The following is a 17693-nucleotide window of genomic DNA, read 5'->3' as shown; positions in this document are numbered from 1 at the left end:
CGGGCTGGCCGGCTCAGCGAAGCGGCGCCGCCGTCGCGGCGATCGGCGACGGCAATGCGGTGCGGCCCATCAGATACCGGTCCACACTCGCAGCGGCACCACGCCCTTCGGCGATCGCCCACACGATGAGGGACTGGCCCCGGCCCATGTCGCCGGCGACATAGACACCCGGCACCGCGGTCGCGTACTCCGCGTCGCGGGCCACGCTGCCGCGTTCGGTGAACTCCACGCCCAGATCGGCCAGCAGCGGCGAACGTTCCGGCCCGACGAATCCCATCGCGAGCAGCACCAGATCGGCTTCGAGCTCGAAGTCGGTGCCCTCCACCTTCTCGAAGCCACCGCCCCGGCGGCGCACCTCGTGGGCCCGCAACCCGGTCACCCGGCCGTCGCGGCCGGTGAACGCCTCGGTGTTGACCGAGAACACTCGGTCACCGCCCTCTTCGTGCGCAGACGTGGTCCGCATGATCAACGGGTACGTCGGCCACGGGGTGGAAGGATCACGGATCTCCGGAGGACGCGGCATGATCTCGAACTGGTGCACGCACGTCCCGCCCTGGCGGTGCACCGTGCCCAGACAGTCGGCGCCGGTGTCACCCCCACCGATGATGACCACCTTCTTGCCGTGCGCGGTGATCGGCGGCTCGGCCAGGTCGCCGGCTTGCACCCGGTTCGCCCACGGCAGGTATTCCATCGCCTGATGAATGCCGTCGAGCTCCCGGCCCGGGACCGGCAGGTCTCGCCAGGCGGTAGCGCCGCCGGCCAACACAACCGCATCGAACTCTTCGCGCAGCTGCTCGACCGTCAGATCCACCCCGACGTTGACACTGGTCTTGAATAGCGTTCCCTCGCCGGCCATCTGCTCCAAACGCCGGTCCAAGATGCGCTTCTCCATCTTGAATTCCGGTATGCCGTAACGCAGTAGCCCACCTATACGGTCGTCGCGCTCGAAAACCGTGACCGTGTGCCCGCCCCGGGTGAGTTGCTGGGCGGCGGCCAACCCGGCCGGTCCCGAGCCCACCACCGCGACCGACTTCCCGGTGCGGACCGACGGCGGGATCGGCTGCGCCCAGCCCTCGGCGAAGCCGCGTTCGACGATCTCGTACTCGACCTGCTTGATGGTCACCGGCTGCTGGTTGATGCCCAGCACACAGGCCGGTTCACAGGGCGCCGGGCAGAGCCGCCCGGTGAAGTCCGGGAAGTTGTTCGTGGCATGCAGCCTGTCGAACGCCTCACGCCAGCGCCCGGTGCGCACCAGGTCGTTCCACTCCGGGATCAGGTTGCCCAACGGACAGCCATGGTGGCAGAACGGGATACCGCAGTCCATGCAGCGTCCGGCCTGCTTGCGCAGGGTGTCCTCGGCGAAATCCTGATACACCTCGTTCCAGTCGCCCACCCGGTCTGAGACCGGACGGCGCAACGGCAGGATGCGCTGGGTGTTGGTGATGAATCCTCTCGGGTCAGCCATGAGCCGCCGCCATAATCGCCTCCTCTGGATCTGTGCCGCTGGCTTTCGCCTCGGCGACCGCGGCGAGAACCCGCCGGTAGTCGCGCGGCATCACTTTGACGAAGTCCCGTCCGCGGTTGGCCCAATCGGCCAGGATCGCGCGAGCGGGCACCGAGTCGGTGGCGGCGATATGCGCCGCCAACACGTCACGCAGCCAAGCCACATCGTCGGCGTCGAAATCGTCGAATGTGTCGAGGTCCACCATCTCGGTGTTCAGCCGGTCGCCCAGCTGCCGGTCCGGGTCATAGACGTAGGCCACTCCCCCGGACATGCCGGCGGCGAAGTTGCGCCCGGTCGGACCCAACACCACCACTTTGCCCCCGGTCATGTACTCACAGCCGTGGTCACCGACTCCTTCGACCACCGCCACCGCACCGGAGTTGCGGACCGCGAACCGTTCCCCGACCACCCCGCGCAGGAACACTTCGCCGGAGGTGGCGCCGAATAGAATCACGTTGCCGCCGATGATGTTCTCTTCGGCGACGTAGCCGTCTGGCGCGTCCAGCGGGGGACGGACCACGATCCGACCACCGGACAGCCCCTTGGCGACGTAGTCGTTGGCATCGCCGAAGACCCGCAGGGTGATCCCCGGAGGCAGGAATGCCCCGAAGCTGTTGCCGGCCGACCCGGTGAAGGTGATGTCGATGGTCCCCTCTGGCAACCCCTGAGCACCATAGGCTTTGGTGACCTCATAGCCGAGCATGGTGCCGACCGTCCGGTTGACGTTGGATATCGCGCTGGTGAACTTGACCGGGGCTCCCGCGTCCAGAGCCTCGCGACTCATGGCGATCAGCTGCTGATCCAGAGCCTTGTCCAGCCCATGGTCCTGACTGGAAGTGCAGTACAGATCCTGGTTCATGAATGCTGACTCCGGTTCGTGGAGGACCGGTGCGAGGTCGAGCTTGTGGGCCTTCCAGTGGGCCCGCGCCAGCGTGGTGTCCAGCGCGTTCACCTGGCCGACAGCCTCGTTGAGGGTGCGGAACCCCAATGCCGCAAGGTACTCGCGAACCTCTTCGGCGATGAACCAGAAGAAGTTCTCAACGAACTCCGGCTGGCCATTGAAGCGTTCACGCAACTGTGGGTTCTGAGTTGCCACGCCCACCGGGCAGGTATCCAGATGGCAGACCCGCATCATGATGCAGCCCGACACCACCAATGGCGCAGTGGCGAAACCGAATTCCTCGGCCCCCAGCAGCGCCGCGATCACCACGTCGCGTCCGGTCTTGAGCTGGCCGTCCACCTGCACCACAATTCGGTCCCGAAGCCCGTTGAGCAGCAAGGTCTGTTGGGTTTCAGCCAACCCCAGCTCCCACGGCGCTCCGGCGTGCTTGAGCGAGGTCAGTGGCGCTGCACCGGTTCCCCCGTCGTGGCCGGAGATCAACACCACGTCGGCGTGTGCCTTGGACACTCCGGCCGCCACGGTTCCGACACCGTTTTCGGCGACCAGCTTCACGTGGATGCGGGCCTCCGGGTTGGCGTTCTTCAGGTCGTGGATCAGCTGCTTGAGGTCCTCGATGGAGTAGATGTCGTGGTGCGGCGGCGGGGAGATCAACCCGACACCCGGGGTGGCATGACGAACCTCGGCGATCCACGGATACACCTTGTTGCCCGGAAGCTGACCACCCTCACCGGGCTTGGCCCCCTGCGCGATCTTGATTTGCAGATCGGTGCAGTTGACCAGGTATTCGCTCGTCACGCCGAATCGCGCCGAGGCGACCTGCTTGATCGCGCTACGTCGCCAGGAGCCGTCCGCATCGGGAAGGAAGCGGCCGGAATGCTCGCCGCCCTCACCGCAGTTGGAGCGGCCGCCGATCCGGTTCATCGCGATCGCCAACGTTTCGTGTGCCTCGGCGGAGATCGAGCCGTAACTCATCGCGCCGGTGGCGAACCGCTTGACGATCTCGGTGGCCGGCTCCACCTCTTCGACGGGAACCGGCGGCCGCTCACCGGCCTTGAATCGCAGCAGACCACGCAGCGTGGCCAGGCGTTCACTCTGGTCGTCGACCAGCTTGGTGTACTCCTTGAAGACCGCGTACTGGCCCGTCCGGGTGGAATGCTGCAGTTTGAACACCGTCTCCGGGTTGAACAGGTGGTGTTCGCCTTCGCGTCGCCACTGGTACTCCCCGCCCACCGGCAGTTCACGGTGCGCCCGCTCTTCCGGGCGATCCAGGTAGGCCAGCGCGTGGCGGGCGGCGACATCGGCGGCGATGTCGTCGAGGGTGATCCCGCCGATCGGGCAGTACAGACCGGTGAAGTATTGGTCGAGGACGTCTTGGGAGATGCCGATCGGCTGGAACAGTTGCGCCCCGGCGTAGGACGCCCGCGTCGAGATCCCCATCTTGGACATGACTTTCAGCACACCCTTGCCGGCGGCCTTGGCGTAGTTGGACAGGGCCTTGTCGCGGTCGAGGCCTTCGATCAGGCCCCGATCGAGCATGTCCTCGACGGACTCGAACGCCAGGTACGGGTTGACCGCGGCGGCGCCGAACCCGATCAGCGCCGCCATGTGGTGCACCTCGCGGGCGTCACCGGACTCGACCACCAGGCCGACCTTGGTGCGGGACCGCTCGGCGACCAGGTGGTGATGTACGGCCGCGGTGGCCAACAGCGACGGGATGGGAGCCATCGTCTCGTCGGACTCCCGATCGGAGATCACCAGGAAGCTGGCGCCCTCGGCGATCGCCTCCGAGGCTCGGGCGCATACCTGCTTGAGCGCTGCGCGCAACCCGGCACCGCCCGCGGCAGGCGGATACAGGCAGCTGATGACGGCCGTAGACAGGCCGTGCGGGCCCCGGGAACCGATCCGCTGGTCCGGGCTCAGCTTCACCAGCTTCGCCAGCTCGGAGTTGCTCAAGATCGGCTGCGGCAGCACGATCTGCCGCCAGGTGGGTTCGTCGGTGTTGAGCAGGTCGCCTTCCGGGCCGAGCGCGCCCTGCAGGCTGGTGATCACCTCTTCGCGGATGGCGTCCAACGGAGGGTTGGTGACCTGGGCGAACAACTGCTGAAAGTAGTCGAACAGCAGCCGAGGCCGCGCCGAGAGCACCGCCACCGGGGTGTCGGTACCCATGGATCCGATCGGCTCAGCGCCGGCGCGCGCCATGGGTGCGAGTACCAGATTGAGCTCTTCGTAGGTGTAGCCGAACATATGCTGCCGCAACAGAACCCGGTGATGTTCCATCCGCGGTGCGTCACCGGGGGGAAGCTCGTCGATTCCGATCAGGCACTCGTCGATCCACTGCTGGTACGGCCGCTCACCGGCCAGCGTCGATTTGACCTCGCGATCAGAGATGATCCGCCCGGCGGCGGTGTCCACCAGGAACATCTTGCCGGGCTGCAACCGCTGCCGGTGCACCACCGTGGCGGGGTCCAGGTCGAGTACCCCGGCCTCGGACGCCATGACCACCAGCCCGTCCGCGGTGACCCAGATACGTGATGGCCGCAGGCCGTTGCGGTCCAACACGGCGCCCACCACGGTGCCGTCGGTGAAGGTCATCGAGGCCGGGCCGTCCCACGGCTCCATCAGCGAGTCGTGGTACTCGTAAAAGGCCCGCGTCGGCCCATCCATGCTTTCGTGGCGTTCCCAGGCCTCCGGGATCATCATCAGCACCGCGTGCGGCAGGCTGCGGCCGCCCAGATGCAGCAGCTCGAGCACCTCGTCAAACCGGGCTGTGTCGGAGGCGCCCGGCGTGCAGATCGGAAACAGCTTGTCGACTGTGCTTTTCGCGTTCCCGGAGCGTCCGGAGCCGAAGACCTCGGTGCGGATCAGCGCCTCCCGGGCGCGCATCCAGTTCTCGTTGCCGGTGACGGTGTTGATCTCCCCGTTGTGCGCGATCCGACGGAACGGGTGCGCCAGCGGCCACGACGGAAAAGTGTTGGTGGAGAACCGGGAATGGACGAGGCCCAACGCGCTCTGCATCCGCGCGTCGGCCAGATCCGGGTAGAACGCCTTGAGCTGCGGCGTGGTCAGCATGCCCTTGTACACCATGGTTCGGCCGGAAAGACTTGGGAAATAGACGGTTTCCCGTCCCGGCCCGTCCTGACCCGGGCCCTTGCTGCCCAGCTCGTGTTCGGCGCGCTTGCGCACCACATAGGCACGCCGCTCCAAAGTCATGCCAGACGCCCCGCCGATGAACAGCTGCCGGAAGCCGGGCATCGCGTCACGGGCCAGCGCACCCAACGACGAGTCGTCGATCGGCACTTCGCGCCAGCCGAGTACCTGCAGGCCCTCGGCTTCCACGATCTTCTCGAGGCCGGCGCAGGCTGCCGCCGACTCTTTGGCCGACTGCGGCAGAAAGGCGATCCCGGTGGCGTAGCTGCCTTCGGGAGGCAGCTCGAAATCGGTTACGGCCCGCAGGAACAGATCCGGGATCTGGATCAGAATCCCGGCGCCGTCGCCGCTGTTCGGTTCGGCTCCGGCTGCGCCTCGGTGCTCCAAGTTGAGCAGCGCCGTGATCGACTTGTCGACGATGTCGCGACTGCGTCGGCCATGGATATCGACCACCATGGCCACCCCACACGCGTCATGTTCGAACGCGGGGTTGTAGAGCCCCACCCGACTGGGTGCCATCGCCACCTAACCCTTCGCACATCCCTGCCCGTTGCCCTCTATGGACAAGCGGTCAAGGGGATTGGTCCGTGCGACGTTGAACGGCGTTCCTGCCTGAAAAATCTCACAGGCAACGCCACGATATACCCCGACCCAGCAAACGTGCTAGTTCGCTGGACAGCACGCTTGCCGTGAGGTTTGTGTTACGCCAACGCAATAACTGGATGATGTCCAGGAAATGTGCACTGCCTATCGTTTGGCTGTCTGCACGCGAAGGAGACCAATATGGCCGCCGACATTTTCAAGCTCGTCGCCGACGAGTCCGTTGAGTACGTCGACATTCGATTCTGCGACCTGCCGGGGGTTATGCAGCATTTCTCGATCCCGGCCGCTGCGCTCGATGAAAGCGTATTCGAGGACGGCCTCGCCTTCGACGGTTCGTCGATCCGCGGCTTCCAGTCCATCCACGAGTCGGACATGCTGCTGCTGCCCGACCCGGAAACCGCCCGCATCGATCCGTTCCGGGCCGCAAAGACGCTGAACCTCAACTTCTTCGTCCACGACCCGTTCACCCGCGAGCCTTACTCACGCGACCCACGCAACATCGCGCGCAAGGCCGAGAGCTATCTCACCAGTACCGGCATCGCCGACACCGCCTACTTCGGCGCCGAAGCCGAGTTCTACATCTTCGACTCGGTGAGCTTCGACTCACAGATCAACGGGTCTTTCCACAAAGTGGATTCGGTGGCCGGCTGGTGGAACACCGGCCGCACAACCGAAGCCGACGGCAGCCCCAACCTCGGATACAAGGTTCGCCCCAAGGGCGGCTATTTCCCGGTCGCGCCCACCGATCAATACGTCGATCTACGCGACGCAATGTCGACCAATCTCACCAACGCCGGGTTCACCGTCGAACGCGGCCACCACGAGGTCGGAACCGGCGGGCAAACGGAGATCAACTACAAGTTCAACACCCTGCTGCACGCCGCCGATGACCTGATGCTGTTCAAATACATCATCAAGAACACCGCCTGGGCGCACGGCAAGACGGTGACATTCATGCCGAAGCCGCTTTTCGGGGACAACGGTTCAGGTATGCACGTCCACCAGTCGGTATGGCAGGACGGCGAGCCGCTGTTCTACGACGAGATCGGTTATGCCGGACTCTCGGACACCGCCCGGCACTACATCGGCGGCATCCTGCACCACGCGCCGTCACTGCTGGCGTTCACCAACCCCACCATCAACTCCTACAAGCGCCTGGTTCCGGGCTACGAGGCGCCGATCAACCTGGTCTACAGCCAGCGCAACCGCTCGGCCTGCGTGCGCATCCCGATCACCGGTACCAACCCCAAGGCCAAGCGGCTCGAGTTCCGCTGCCCGGACTCCTCCGGCAACCCGTACCTGGCGTTCTCGGCCATGTTGATGGCCGGCATCGACGGCATCAAGAACAAGATCGAGCCGGCCGCCCCGGTCGACAAGGATCTCTACGACCTTCCGGCCGACGAGGCGGCCTCGATTTCGCAGGCGCCGACCACCCTGGCCGAGGTGATGGACAACCTCGAGGCGGACCACGAATATCTCACCGAAGGTGGGGTTTTCACCCCCGATGTGATCGAGACCTGGATCAACTACAAGCGGGACAACGAGATCACCCCGGTCAACCTGCGCCCGCACCCCTACGAGTTCGCGCTCTATTACGACTGCTGATCGGGGCGCAAGCGCGACTCGGGCTGGGCTGCCCGGCGATGGGCGCTTCCGCGACTAGGCTGCGGTGTTGATGGGCCGCCTGGCCGTGCCGCCGTATGCCTCGAGGAGCCGATGAACGCAGAGGACGACTTCCTGCGGCAGCGGATGCCGCCGCAGCAGCAACAGCCCCGGCCCTGGACGCCGCCTCCGCCGCAGCCGCAGCCGCAGCCGCAGCCGCAGCCGCAGCCGCAGCCGATGGCGTCGTACCCGCCGCCGGGCCCGATGCCGCGACCGCAGCCTGCCCGCGGCTGGCGCCGGGTGGTCCTGTCCGCGACGCTGGGGCTGGTCAACCTGGGCCCGTCACCGGCCGAGCGGGAGGAGACGGCCTACCAGGCGGCCATCCGGTCGCTGCCCAACGGCAGCTACAAGGTGGGCGTGCTGGGCAAAGGCGGCGTCGGCAAGACGACGGTGGCGGCCAGCGTCGGTTCGGTGTTCGCCGCGCTGCGCCGGGCCGACCATGTGGTGGCCGTGGATGCCGACACCGCGTTCGGCCGGCTGGGCAGCCGTATCGACCCGCATGCCACCAGCTCCTACTGGGATCTGGCCGCCGATCAGAGCATGCAATCGTTCGCCGACATCAGCGGCCGAGTGGGCGCCAATGCGGCGGGACTCTACGTCCTGGTGGGCGAGCCGGCCGCGGGCAGTCGCCGGATCCTTGACGCGGCGTTGTACCGGGAGGCCGCGCTGCGCCTGGACCGGCACTTCACCATCTCGATCATCGACTGCGGTTCGACGATGGACTCGCCGGTGACCCAGGAGGCGCTGCGTGACCTGGACGCCCTGATCGTGGTCTCGTCACCGTGGGCGGACGGTGCCGGCGCGGCCGCCAAGACCATGGAGTGGCTGGCCGACCGCGGCCAGGGCGGGCTGTTGCAGCGCACCGTGGTGGTGCTCAACGACTCCGACGGCCATGCCGACCGACGCACCCGCTCGACACTGACTGCGCAGTTCCTGCAGCACGGCCAGGCCGTGGTTGAGGTGCCGTTCGACCCGCACCTGCGCCCGGGCGGGGTGATCGACGTGATGAGCGAGATGGCGCCGGCGACCCGCCGGCGATTCCTGCAAATCGCGGCGATCGTCGCGCACTACTTCGCGTCCCGCCCCCAACGCCGGGACGCGAAGCCGGGCCGTACTCAGAGCACGTAGCGCACGACGCTCTCGGCGACGCAGGCCGGCTTGGCATGGCCGTCGATGGACACCGTGGTGGAGAAGGTCACCTGGTGGGCGCCACCGCCGACATCGGCCACCTCGACCAGGGAGGTCTCGGCCCGGATCTTGGAGCCGACCGGCACCGGCGCCGGGAAACGCACCTTGTTCAATCCGTAGTTGATCGCCAGCTTGACCCCGTCGAGGCGACTGATCTGCGCCATCAGTTGCGGCAGCATGGCCAGTGTCATGTAGCCGTGGGCGATCGTGGTCCCAAAGGGCCCGGTGGCCGCGCGCTCCGGATCGACGTGAATCCACTGATGATCACCGGTCGCGTCGGCGAACAGGTTGACCGCGTCCTGGGTGATGGTCACCCAATCGCTGTGGCCGATCACCTGACCCTGGCATGCGGCAAGCTCATCGATCGATCCGAAAGTACGCACTTGGTCGGAGCTCCTTTGCTAATCCGTTGCCACCGCGCCGCTTTGGCGCAGTCGGTCGATATCGTCGGTGCTCATTCCCAGTCGGTCCGCCAGCACCTGTCCGGTGTCGGCACCCAGCGCAGGTGCCGCGACGGCCGGGGGGTGGGAGCCGTCGATCGACGCCGGCAGGCCGGCCGCCAAGTACTCCCCCACCCGGGGCTGATACAGCGTGGCGAACATCGGGTTGTCGCGCAGGCGCTCGTCGGCGGCTACCTCCGCGAAGCTGCGGTAGCGGTCCCACAGCAGCGATGTTCTCGCCAGGGCGGCTTCGATCTGCGCCGCCGGTCGCTCGGCGAACCACCCGCTGAACAGCCCGGTCAGCAAGTCGCGGTGCCGATAACGCTGTCCTTCGTCGCCAAAATCAATGCCGCGCGCTTGCGACAGTGCGGCAAGGACTTTCGTCGATCCGGTCAGCTCGGCCAGATCTCGGAAGTGCCGATCGGTCAGCGTGACGACCATGAACGAGACCCCGTCACCGCTGGCGAAGCTCTGCCCGTACTGGCCGTAAACCGCGTTGCCGATGCGTTCCCGGCGGGTGCCGTTGACCATGGCCTCGGTGAGGAAGCCCAGGGCACTGGCGGTGCCCAGTGCGACGTCCTCCAGCGCCAGGCTTATCCGGCAGCCCTCGCCGGTGTGGTCCCGGCGGTGCAGCGCGGCGGACACCGCCAGCGCGGCGTGCAGCCCGCAGGCGATATCCCAGGCCGGCAGCACGTGGTTGATCGGGGCGGCGTAGTCCCCGGGCCCGGTGACCAGCGGAAAGCCGACACCCGCATTGATCGTGTAGTCCACCGCGGTCGAGCCATCGGCACGTCCGAGAACCTCGAGGTGGATCAGGTCAGGACGCATCGTTGCGAGCGTTTCGTAGGAAAGCCATTGCCGGCCAGCCATATTCGTCAGCAACACACCACTGTCGGCGATCAGTTGCTGCACCACGCGCTGCCCCTCGGGCGAACGCAGGTCTGCGACCACCGAGCGCTTGCCCTTGTTCAGGCCCGTCCAGTAGATAGAGGTGCCGTCGTTGGTGACCGGCCAGCGCCGGTAGTCGGCCGCACCGCCGATCGGGTCGATACGCACCACGTCGCAACCGAGCTGCGCCAGCGTCATTCCGGCGAGCGGGACGGCGACGAAGCTGGCGATCTCGATGACACGCACCCCGGCCAACGGAGCCTCAGCGGTCCCCAAGGCCCGAGCACTCGCCTGCATGACCTGCCCTTCGTCGATGAATTACGTCGACTATATGCCCACCCACAAGGCCACCCGGCCGGTGGCGAGTCCGCGCCGAATCTCAATCGTTGCCGAACCGCGATATGAAAACCCGTGGCGGCGAACAGGACACGACGGCGCACCGTGTTTGACTCCGTTCAGAAGGGCTAGACCGCACGACATTGGGATGGGACAAGGGCTATGAAGAGCGTTGAGAAGTTGCGTAACGCGGCGAGTCGGCTACCGCGCCGGCTGATGGTCGCGGCGGTGGGGGCCGCGCTGCTGAGCGGCCTCGTCGGGGCTGTCGGTGGTACGGGTAACGCGTCCGCGTTCTCCCGCCCGGGCCTGCCGGTGGAGTACCTGCAGATCCCCTCGGCTGCGATGGGCCGGGACATCAAAGTCCAGTTCCAGCCGGGCGGCACCCACGCGGTGTACCTGCTCGACGGGCTGCGCGCCCAGGACGACTTCAGCGGCTGGGACATCAACACCCCGGCATTCGAGGAGTACTACCAGTCCGGGCTGTCGGTGATCATGCCGGTCGGCGGTCAGTCCAGCTTCTACTCGGACTGGTACCAGCCGTCGCAGGGCAACGGCCAGAACTACACCTACAAGTGGGAGACCTTCCTGACCCGGGAGATGCCCACCTGGCTGCAGGCCAACAAGAGTGTCTCGCCTTACGGCAACGCGGTGGTCGGCCTGTCGATGGCGGGCGGATCGGCGCTGATCCTGGCGGCCTACTACCCGCAGCAGTTCCCTTATGCAGCGGCGCTCTCGGGGTTCCTGAACCCCTCCGAGGGCTGGTGGCCGACCTTGATCGGGCTCGCCATGAACGACGCCGGCGGCTACAACGCCAACAGCATGTGGGGCCCGTCGTCCGACCCGGCCTGGAAGCGTAACGACGCCATGGTGCAGATCCCGCGGCTGGTGGCCAACCGCACCCGGATCTGGGTCTACTGCGGCAACGGCACACCGAGCGACCTCGGCGGCAACAACCTGCCCGCCAAGTTCCTGGAGAGCCTGACACTGCGCACCAACCAGCAGTTCCAGCAGAACTACGCGGCGGCCGGTGGCAACAACGGCGTGTTCAACTTCCCGGCCAACGGGACGCACGACTGGCCGTACTGGAACGAGCAGCTGGTCGCGATGAAGCCCGACATCCAGCGGGTGCTGGGTGCGGGAGTCGACCCGACCTAACCAATCCCCCAACACCTCGGCGGCAGTGCAATCCAGCACTGCCGCCGACGTGTCTGTGGGAAAGGGTGAAACGAAGCCGACGTTCGCAGACAAGGACCTGCAAACGGCTTCGGCGCGGGACTAGGAGGAGCGAGCGGTCAGCGCCACAAGCCGCGGCGGTCGACATAGCGGTGGCTGTACCAGGTGGCCATCAGGCAGATAACCGTGGCGGTAGCCAACATCCAGGTACCACCGACGAACACGCTGATGATGCCACCGACCACCGCCCCGGAGATGTATCCGGTCAGCAGCATGAAATTGAAGAACCAATCGTGGATGCTGCCGCCGCTGATGTGGCGCTCGATGCCCTGCCCCAGTTTCACCACTGTGCCGGTCACGTAGCTCAAGGGGATCGACACTTCGCCATCGCGGACGAACGTGGTGTTCAGTGCGCCCACCCCGAACGCGACGAGCAGGATCGGCAGCAGGGGGACCGGCAGCGCGGGCCCGCCCTCGATCCAGTCGGTCACGGTGGCGGCCAGTAGCGACACCCCGGTCAGCCGCAACGCGCCGTGCGGTCGGCTGCGCCAGATGTGGCGGTGGCACAGCGAGGCGATCACCACGCCGGCGATGAAGGACACCAGCAGGGCGGCCGCGGAAATCGACATCCACTGGCTGTCGGTGAACAAGCCCAGCGCCGCACGCCCGGCGTTGCCGGTCATGAAGGTGACGAAGTACCCCTCGGAGTGGGTGTACGCCGTGGCGGCCAGAACCCCGGCAAGCCCAGCAAGAACCCACGACAGTCTTGCTTCACTGCCATAGCGTTTATCTAGCACGCGCGCCTAAATATGTGTCAGCCGACCGGACCTGGAACCAGGGTCACGGTTGCGCTGTGTTCTCCGCCGCCCGGGTTGCGCCACGTCAGCGTGACGGTGTCGCCCGGGTGACGCTGGTCGAGTACGTCGGTCAGGTCGGTTGCCGAGTTCACCGGCCGGCCGTTGACCGAGGTGATGATGTCGTCGCGGGCGATACCGGTGGCCGCGGCCGGGGTGCCGTCGAGCACCTGGGCGACCCGCGCGCCGCCGATGTTGTCGATCACACCGACACCCATAAAGGCGGTCTCACCGATGTGCACGGTGTTCGACGAGATACCGGCCCGGATCTGACCGGCAATGGCCATCGCCTGGTCGATCGGGATGGCATAGCCTTCGCCGCCCGGTTGGGCGAACTTGTAGTTGTCCGACGCCGCGGTGTTCATCCCGATCACCTGTCCGGCGGCGTTCACCATCGGACCGCCCGAGTCACCGGGACGGATCGCGGTGTCGGCCTTGATCATGTTGGTCAGGGTCTCGGTACTGCCGGTCAACTCGTCGGCGGCCGAGACGGTCTGGTTCAGACCGATGACCCGTCCCGGCACCGCGGTCGGCGCACCGCCATGGCCGCCGGCGTTGCCCAACGAGACCACCGGGTCACCGATGGCGACCCGCGAGGAGTTGCCGATGTTCGCAGCCGGTAGGCCGCCGGCGCCGCGCAATTGCAGTACTGCGACGTCGTGGCTGCGGTCGAAGCCGAGCACGTCGACCTCGTAGGTCTGGCCGTTGGCAACCGAGACCGCCGTGAGCCCGGTGGCGCCGGCGATGACGTGGTTGTTGGTCAACACCACGCCGCCGGGGTCCAACACGATCCCGGTTCCGGCGCCGACTGCGCTCTGGTAGCCCATCTGGGCATCGATGTTGACCACTGCAGGACCGACCTGCGCAATCATCGCCGCAGGGTCGAGCGGAAAAGCGGGCAGAGTAGGCGACGCTTGGACCGGCGCCGCCACCAGCCCGGCCGTGGCGATCGCCGCGGTCACCGCACTGAGCAGCCGCCACCGGACAGGGCGATGCGCTCCGCTCATTCGTCGTACCTCCTGCAGTCGTGCCGCGGGACTCGCGAAACAAGAATCCCCAGCTTACCGGAACCGCCAATCCGGCTGGCAAACGCTATACGCCGGCTGGGCAATCGTCGCCGCGGCGCAACTCTTGTGCTCAGCGACCGTTGAGGGAAGGCTGATCTGCGGAGGAGGCTGCCATGGCAGACAAGACCGGAACAGCACGGGGCGCCGGTTCCGCCCCGACCGCGGCCAGTCCGGCCGCCATCCGCAATGTCGCGCTGGTCGGTCCACCCGGCTCCGGCAAAACCACACTGGTCGAGGCGATGCTCGTGAGCGCTGGTGTCTTGACCCGAGCCGGATGCATCGCCGACGGCAGCACGGTCTGCGACTACGACGACGCGGAACTCCGTCAGCAGCGTTCGGTCGGGGTCGCGTGCGCCTCGTTGGAGCACGACGGCGTCAAGATCAACCTGATCGACACTCCGGGCTACGCCGACTTCGTCGGAGAACTGCGTGCCGGGTTGCGGGCCGCCGACTGCACACTGTTCGTGATCGCGGCCAACGAAGACGTCGACGACGCGACTGCCACGCTGTGGCAGGAGTGCAGTCGGGTCGGTATGCCGCGCGCGGTCGTCGTCACCAAGTTGGACCACGCACGGGCCGACTTCCCCGCCCGCCTGGCCGCGGCCCAGGCGGCGTTCGGCGATACGGTGCTGCCGCTGTATCTACCCGCGCCGGGCCGGGGCGACGGCGTGATCGGGTTGCTGGCAGCCGAATCCGTCGATTTGCCCGACGCCGAGCAGCAGCGTGGCGCGCTGATCGAGGCGATCATCGAGGAGTCGGAGGACGAGTCTCTGCTGGACCGCTACCTGGGTGGGGAGCGGATCGAACCCGCGGTGCTCGCCGCGGATCTGGAGCGGGCCGTGGCGCGCGGCTCGTTCTTCCCGGTCATCCCGGCCTGCGGCAGCACCGGCATCGGCGTCCCTGAATTGCTCGAGGTCGTCTCGACCGGCTTTCCCGCGCCGCCGGAACATCTGCTCCCGGAGGTATTCAGCCCGAACGGCGTGGCTCGTGCCGGGCTGAGTTGCGACCCGGACGGGCCACTGTTGGCTGAAGTCGTCCGGACAACATCGGACCCCTACCTCGGCCGGGTCAACCTGGTGCGGGTGTTTTCTGGAACCATCAAGCCCGACAGCGGGATTCATGTCAGCGGTCATTGCGCCGGATTCTTCGGCGACGGGACAGGTCGCACCGACCATGACGAAGACGATCGGATCGGGACGCTGGCGTTTCCCCTCGGCAGGCAGCAGCGTCCAACCACCGTGGTGATGGCCGGCGACATCTGCACCATCGGCCGGCTGAGCCACGCCGAGACCGGGGACACGCTGTCGGGCAAGGACGAACCGCTGGTGTGCAAACCCTGGTCCATGCCGGATCCGCTCTTGCCGGTCGCGGTCATTCCGCACGCCAAGACCGATGAGGACAAGCTGGCTGTCGGGTTGGCCCGGCTCGCCGCCGAGGACCCCAGCCTGCGCATCGAGCGGAACCCGGAAACCCACCAGACGGTGCTGTGGTGCATGGGCGAGGCACACTCGGGAATCGTGCTTGATGCGCTGGCCCACCGCTACGCGGTGTCGGTGGATACCGTAGCCCTGCGCGTGGCTCTACGAGAGACGTTCTCCAGCAAGGCCAAAGGCCACGGCCGCCATGTCAAGCAGTCCGGTGGCCACGGCCAATACGCGATCTGCGACATCGAAGTGGAGCCGGTGACTCAAGGCGCCGGCTTCGAGTTCGTCGACCGCGTGGTCGGCGGAGCCGTGCCCCGCCAATTCATCCCCAGCGTGGAGAAGGGCATTCGCGCCCAGATGGAGCGCGGGCTGACGCTCGACGCCGGCGGCGGTTATCCGGTGGTCGACATCCGGGTAACCCTGATCGACGGCAAGGCGCACAGCGTCGACTCGTCCGACTTCGCCTTCCAGATGGCGGGCGCCGCCGCCCTACGCGACGCCGCGGCGACCGGCAGGGTGCGGCTGCTCGAGCCGATCGACGACGTCACCGTGGTGATCCCCGACGAATTGGTAGGCGCGGTGATGGGTGATCTGTCCGCCCGCCGCGCCCGGGTCCTGGGCACCGACAAGGTCGGTGCGGACCGCACAAGTGTGAAGGCCGAAGTACCCCAGACCGAGCTCATCCGGTACGCAGTCGACCTGCGATCGTTGACCCACGGTGCCGGTTCTTTCACGCGCGGCTTCGCCCGCTATGAACCGCTGCCGGAGTCTGCGGTCGCGCATGCTGCCAGCACCGCCTGATCGTCGGAGAGAGGACGTCCATGTCGACAATCGCCGGGTTGCCCGCGCACGTCGTACTGCTGCACGTGGTGGTGTCGTTGGTGCCACTGACCGCGATACTGCTGATCGTGTGCGCGGTATGGCCGGCGGCCCGGCGGCGACTGGTCTGGCTGGTGGTGACGTTTTCCGCCATCACGCTGCTCGTGACGCCGCTGACGGTCACTGCCGGCGAGTGGCTGGCCGACACCGGTAAGTTCGCCGGGTCACCCGAGCTGGACGCCCACATGGCCGCCGGCGAGTACGGCCTCTACATGGCCTTGGGCCTGGCCGTCGCCGCGGCGTTGCTGGCCGGACTGCATGTGGCGCTGTCACGCGGCAGCAAAGTCGGTTCACTGCTGCGACTGGGCATCGTCACCGCAGTGATCGCGCTGGCCGGCGGGTCGATGTTGGCGATCCACAACATCGGCTCGACCGGGACCGAGGCCGCCTGGGGAGACCTGCTCACCGCGTCGGACGACGGCTAAACCTGCGCTGATGCCGTAGCTGTTGGCACAATGGATGCCATGCGCAATGTGAGGCGGGGAATTGTGGCGATTGCCGGGTCGATGGCCCTGGCACTCGTGTCTGTTGGGGCGTCGGCCGGAATCAGCGAAGCGGCTCAGACGTCGCCGGCACGGGGGCTGGCCGTCGCGGCGATCGAGCCGGCCGCCGGCTCAGTGGTCGGGGTGGCCTACCCGGTGATCGTGACCTTCAATGGACCGGTCGGGGACCGGGCTGCCGCCGAACGTGGGATCCACATCAACTCCACGGGCAATAATGCCGGCCACTTCGAGTGGACGAGCAGCGATGTCGTGCAGTGGGTCCCGGATGGCTACTGGTCACCGCACAGCAAGATCGACGTCGACGCGCACGGGATGTCAACGGGTTTCGAGACCGGCGACGCCGTGGTGGGGCTCGCCGATATCTCGGACCACACCTTCACCGTCAGCGTCAACGGCGAGATCCAACGAATCATGGCGGCGTCCATGGGTAAACCCAAGCGCCCCACGCCTGTCGGGTCCTTCACCGCACTGTCGAAAGAGCGCACCATCAAGTTCGATTCGCGCACCATCGGCATCCCACTCAATGACCCGGAGGGCTACCTGCTCAACGGCGAGTACGCCGTTCGGGTTACCTGGAGTGGCGTCTACGTGCACTCCGCCCCCTGGTCGGTGGGCTCACAGGGCTACTCGAACGTCAGCCACGGATGCATCAACCTCAGTCCCGACGACGCCGCGTGGTATTTCAACTCGGTACACCTGGGCGACCCAATCATCGTGCAGGCCTAGCACTTAAGGCCTAAGGCAGTCGTAGACGCGGCGATAACTCGCCGCGTCTACGACTGTCTTGGCTCTAGCCTGGGACGCACCGCGTCAGCAGGCGCCGAGGACCGCCGTGGGCATGTGCGCCACGTAGCGCTGAGCACGCTGCTCACGACGCATTTCGCGACGAGCGGCCATCCGGTTGCGCAGCCGGTTCACCATGCGGTTTCCCGCCTGGTGGTTCGTCGAGCCGTCGAGAGCCAGAACACTGATGGTGATGAAAGCCATGATTTTCTCCTGCCGGGAAACTCACCGGCCGGCACAACCCGTACGGGTCGGCGGAACTCGTGGTTCAGGCCACAACGGAGGCGCCGGAACCGGTGAGGTACAGATCGATCGTGGAACACGGATACGGATGCGGACCG

At 66.7% G+C, this 17693-nt stretch carries 13 protein-coding genes; 6 read left to right on the top strand and 7 right to left on the bottom strand.

Annotated elements, in window-relative coordinates:
* Positions 1 to 13: 13 nt before the first annotated feature.
* Together ACJH71_RS03480 and gltB are read right to left on the bottom strand one after the other, a co-directional pair.
* Positions 14 to 1465, bottom strand: a complete 1452-nt coding sequence (locus ACJH71_RS03480) for a glutamate synthase subunit beta (protein ID WP_406756655.1) — start codon at positions 1463 to 1465, stop codon at positions 14 to 16.
* The gene (gene gltB, locus ACJH71_RS03475) at positions 1458 to 6071 is read right to left on the bottom strand and encodes a glutamate synthase large subunit (RefSeq protein WP_406756654.1); all 4614 of its coding nucleotides are present in this window, start codon (positions 6069 to 6071) and stop codon (positions 1458 to 1460) included. Before gltB ends, ACJH71_RS03480 begins: the two co-directional genes overlap by 8 nt.
* Positions 6072 to 6335: 264 nt before the next feature.
* Here gltB and glnA point away from each other — a divergent pair, with 264 nt between their 5' ends.
* Together glnA and ACJH71_RS03465 are read left to right on the top strand one after the other, a co-directional pair.
* Positions 6336 to 7760: a type I glutamate--ammonia ligase gene (gene glnA, locus ACJH71_RS03470; RefSeq protein ID WP_406756653.1), complete on the top strand. Its 1425-nt coding sequence runs from the start codon at positions 6336 to 6338 to the stop codon at positions 7758 to 7760.
* 111 nt (positions 7761 to 7871) lie between these two features.
* Entirely contained in the window at positions 7872 to 8945 is a 1074-nt protein-coding gene (locus tag ACJH71_RS03465) for a MinD/ParA family protein (protein ID WP_406756652.1), read from the top strand.
* Here the strand turns inward: ACJH71_RS03465 and ACJH71_RS03460 are convergent.
* Entirely contained in the window at positions 8933 to 9388 is a 456-nt protein-coding gene (locus tag ACJH71_RS03460; RefSeq protein ID WP_406756651.1) for a MaoC family dehydratase, read from the bottom strand. The two genes, ACJH71_RS03465 and ACJH71_RS03460, sit on opposite strands and share 13 nt — an antisense overlap.
* Before the next feature lie 18 nt (positions 9389 to 9406).
* On the bottom strand, positions 9407 to 10630 hold the full coding sequence (locus ACJH71_RS03455) for a CoA transferase (protein WP_406756650.1): 1224 nt from the start codon (positions 10628 to 10630) through the stop codon (positions 9407 to 9409).
* A 201-nt stretch (positions 10631 to 10831) separates the two neighbouring features.
* On the opposite strand from ACJH71_RS03455, the gene ag85C reads away from it, so the two are divergent.
* Positions 10832 to 11824, top strand: coding sequence for a diacylglycerol acyltransferase/mycolyltransferase Ag85C (gene ag85C / locus ACJH71_RS03450; protein WP_406756649.1), 993 nt, complete (start codon positions 10832 to 10834; stop codon positions 11822 to 11824).
* Between the two features lie 137 nt (positions 11825 to 11961).
* On the opposite strand, the gene ACJH71_RS03445 is transcribed toward ag85C, so the two are convergent.
* Together ACJH71_RS03445 and ACJH71_RS03440 are read right to left on the bottom strand one after the other, a co-directional pair.
* A complete protein-coding gene (locus ACJH71_RS03445; RefSeq protein WP_406756648.1) occupies positions 11962 to 12639 on the bottom strand; it encodes a YoaK family protein in 678 nt (225 codons plus the stop codon).
* Positions 12640 to 12656: 17 nt separating this feature from the next.
* A complete protein-coding gene (locus tag ACJH71_RS03440; RefSeq protein ID WP_406756647.1) occupies positions 12657 to 13703 on the bottom strand; it encodes a S1C family serine protease in 1047 nt (348 codons plus the stop codon).
* Positions 13704 to 13876: 173 nt separating this feature from the next.
* Between ACJH71_RS03440 and ACJH71_RS03435 the strand changes: the two genes are divergently transcribed.
* From ACJH71_RS03435 to ACJH71_RS03425, 3 genes are read left to right on the top strand one after another with little or no spacing between them, the layout of a single operon-like run.
* Positions 13877 to 15988: an elongation factor G-like protein EF-G2 gene (locus ACJH71_RS03435; protein WP_406756646.1), complete on the top strand. Its 2112-nt coding sequence runs from the start codon at positions 13877 to 13879 to the stop codon at positions 15986 to 15988.
* 20 nt (positions 15989 to 16008) lie between these two features.
* Complete coding sequence (locus ACJH71_RS03430; protein ID WP_406756645.1) at positions 16009 to 16491, top strand: hypothetical protein; 483 nt, start codon at positions 16009 to 16011, stop codon at positions 16489 to 16491.
* Positions 16492 to 16539: 48 nt separating this feature from the next.
* A complete protein-coding gene (locus ACJH71_RS03425) occupies positions 16540 to 17295 on the top strand; it encodes a L,D-transpeptidase family protein (protein ID WP_406756908.1) in 756 nt (251 codons plus the stop codon).
* A gap of 84 nt (positions 17296 to 17379) precedes the next feature.
* Here the strand turns inward: ACJH71_RS03425 and ACJH71_RS03420 are convergent, their stop codons facing one another.
* Positions 17380 to 17556: a hypothetical protein gene (locus ACJH71_RS03420; protein ID WP_406756644.1), complete on the bottom strand. Its 177-nt coding sequence runs from the start codon at positions 17554 to 17556 to the stop codon at positions 17380 to 17382.
* Positions 17557 to 17693 lie beyond the last annotated feature (137 nt).

The sequence above is a fragment of the Mycobacterium sp. SMC-15 genome (genome assembly GCF_045310925.1).
GTDB lineage: Bacteria > Actinomycetota > Actinomycetes > Mycobacteriales > Mycobacteriaceae > Mycobacterium.
The sequence above is the reverse complement of the archived record's forward strand: the minus strand, read 5'-3'. Positions and strand labels throughout refer to the sequence as shown.

Excerpts from the sequence above, each read along its gene's own strand:
- ACJH71_RS03480 (WP_406756655.1), bottom strand. The coding sequence starts at position 1,465 with ATGGCTGACCCGAGAGGATTCATCACCAACACCCAGCGCATCCTGCCG.
- gltB (WP_406756654.1), bottom strand. The coding sequence starts at position 6,071 with ATGGCACCCAGTCGGGTGGGGCTCTACAACCCCGCGTTCGAACATGAC.
- glnA (WP_406756653.1), top strand. The coding sequence starts at position 6,336 with ATGGCCGCCGACATTTTCAAGCTCGTCGCCGACGAGTCCGTTGAGTAC.
- ACJH71_RS03465 (WP_406756652.1), top strand. The coding sequence starts at position 7,872 with ATGAACGCAGAGGACGACTTCCTGCGGCAGCGGATGCCGCCGCAGCAG.
- ACJH71_RS03455 (WP_406756650.1), bottom strand. The coding sequence starts at position 10,630 with ATGCAGGCGAGTGCTCGGGCCTTGGGGACCGCTGAGGCTCCGTTGGCC.
- ag85C (WP_406756649.1), top strand. The coding sequence starts at position 10,832 with ATGAAGAGCGTTGAGAAGTTGCGTAACGCGGCGAGTCGGCTACCGCGC.
- ACJH71_RS03440 (WP_406756647.1), bottom strand. The coding sequence starts at position 13,703 with ATGAGCGGAGCGCATCGCCCTGTCCGGTGGCGGCTGCTCAGTGCGGTG.
- ACJH71_RS03435 (WP_406756646.1), top strand. The coding sequence starts at position 13,877 with ATGGCAGACAAGACCGGAACAGCACGGGGCGCCGGTTCCGCCCCGACC.
- ACJH71_RS03430 (WP_406756645.1), top strand. The coding sequence starts at position 16,009 with ATGTCGACAATCGCCGGGTTGCCCGCGCACGTCGTACTGCTGCACGTG.
- ACJH71_RS03420 (WP_406756644.1), bottom strand. The coding sequence starts at position 17,556 with ATGGCTTTCATCACCATCAGTGTTCTGGCTCTCGACGGCTCGACGAAC.